This is a genomic window from Anaerotruncus sp. G3(2012) (genome assembly GCF_000403395.2).
Classification (GTDB): domain Bacteria; phylum Bacillota; class Clostridia; order Oscillospirales; family Ruminococcaceae; genus Anaerotruncus.
Genome location: NZ_KE159668.1, coordinates 402,800 through 405,217, shown reverse-complemented (window position 1 = coordinate 405,217; position 2,418 = coordinate 402,800). Strand labels below are relative to the sequence as shown.

The 2,418-nt window shown below is 55.4% G+C and carries 1 protein-coding gene; it reads left to right on the top strand.

Annotated elements, in window-relative coordinates; all coding sequences use genetic code 11:
• Positions 1–2,418, top strand: a 2,418-nt coding sequence (locus C814_RS24160) for an InlB B-repeat-containing protein (RefSeq protein WP_016315936.1), incomplete at both ends; no start/stop codon positions are given.

Genomic DNA, 2,418 nt, shown 5'->3' with positions numbered 1-2,418 from the left:
CAAGGTGAAAACCTGAAAACCCCGCCAACCGTAGCCTATGCCGAAGCCCCGGATACCTCCAAAACCGGCTCTGTGACGGTCACGGCCAGCGGAGCAAAAGTCCCGGAGGGCGGCAATTACAAAGACCAGATTGTTTATGAAAACGGAACCCTGACAATTACCAGTAAACCCTTGCCACCTGCCAAATATACCGTAACAGTGCAGGCTGGAACCGGTGGCACAGCTTCCGCTTCCCCATCATCAGCAGAGAAAGGGACGAAAATCACCCTGACTGCCAAACCGAGTACCGGCTATCACTTCAAGGAATGGCAAGTAATCTCCGGCGGCGTAACAATCAGCGGCAACAGCTTTACCATGCCCGCCACAAATGTGACTGTCAAGGCAGTATTTGAAAAGGACAGCGACCCGCCACAAGCAACCCGATACAGCGTAACGGTGCAGGCCGGAACCGGCGGCACAGCTTCCGCTTCCCTATCATCAGCAGAGGAAGGGACGAAAATCACCCTGACTGCCAAACCGAGTACCGACTATCATTTCAAGGAATGGCAAGTGATTTCCGGCGGCGTGACAATCAGCAACAACAGCTTTACCATGCCCGCCGCAAATGTGACTGTCAAGGCAGTATTTGAAAAGGACGGCAGCACACCGCCACAGCCGACCCGATACAGCGTAACGGTGCAGGCTGGAACCGGCGGCACAGCTTCCGCTTCTCCAACATCAGCGGAGAAAGGGACAAAAATCACCCTGACCGCCACACCGGACAGCGGCTATCATTTCAAGGAATGGCAGGTCATATCCGGCGGCGTGACAATCAGTAACAACAGCTTTACCATGCCCGACACTAATGTGACCGTCAAAGCAGTATTTGTAAAAAACAGCAACGGCGGCGGAAACTCTGGCGGTTCCGGCAGCGGGGGAGGTTCCTCGTCCGGCGGCAACGGTTCTTCCAGCGGTGACAATGGTTCCTCCGGCGGCGGCTCCACGATTGTAGCACGTCCCGACGAAACCAAGCCGGACACTCCTACCACCAGCCAGACCAAACCGGCAACACCGGATAAAAACGGGAATGTGGCACTGGATAACGGCGCTGTCCAGTCCGCCATCAACGCGGCAAAGAACGATGCGAAAAAGAACGGCAATACCGCAAACGGCGTGGCGGTTGTCATTCCTGTCAGCCCCCAAAAGGGCCAGACCTCTTTCAGCGTGACAATCAAGGCCCAAACTTTGGATACCCTTGTCCGGGAGAAGGTAAAACGGCTGGAAATCAATATTGAGGGCGTAATTGTGGAGGGAATGGATGCCGGCCTGCTGAAATGGCTGGATACGGCATCAGCAAACGGCGACATTATCCTCCGGGTAAAACAGATTAGTCAGGCCAGCTTGTCCAAGGAGGCCAAAGCTGCCATCGGCACAAGGCCGGTCTATGACCTGTCGCTGGTGTATCTCGCCGGTGGAAAGGAAACGCCGATTACCGATTTTGACGGCCACACCATCGCTGTCCGTCTGCCTTATGCTCCGGCAAAGGAGGAACAGACCGGAAATCTCTATGCGGTCTATGTAGATGGCAAGGGCAAGGTGGAATGGCTGACAAAATCCAGCTATGACCCTGACCTGGGTACGGTTGTTTTTGAAGCCGGGCATTTCAGCATCTACGGCATCGGCTACAAGAACCCTGTCCCGGTCTTTACAGACATTAAGAACCATTGGGCGGAGGATAACATCATCTTTGTAGCCAGCCGGGGGCTGCTCACCGGTACTGGAAACAACCAGTTCAGCCCCAATATGGGCATGACGCGGGGAATGTTTGTCACCGCCCTGGGGCGGCTGGCAGGCATCGACCCGGACAGCTACAAAACCGGGAAATTCACCGATGTGAAAGCAGACGCCTACTATGCCCCGTATGTGAACTGGGCGGCAGAAAAAGGCATTGTAAACGGCACCTCCGCCACCACCTTTTCCCCGGACACCAATATCACCAGGGAACAGATGGCGGTCATTATGGCAAATTACGCGAAAAAGCTGGGCTATGACCTGCCGGTTGCCCATGAAGCTGTGACCTTTGCGGACAACGCGCAGATCAGCGGCTGGGCGGCAAAGGAGGTCAAAGCCATGCAGCAGGCGGGTATCATGGCGGGGAAAGGCGGCAACCGCTTTGACCCGAAAGGAACCGCCACCCGCGCCGAGGTCGCTACCGTCCTGCGGCGGTTTGTGGAGATTGTCATTGACCCGCAGACAGCCCAGGGATGGGTACAGAATCATAGCGGCTCCTGGCAGTACATGAAAAACGGGAAACCTGCCACCGGCTGGCTGCAAGACGATAAAAAATGGTACTGGCTGGACAGTAACGGCTGGATGTTTACTGGCGGCTGGAAACAGATTGACGGTAAATGGTACTATTTCCATTCGGACGGTTCCATG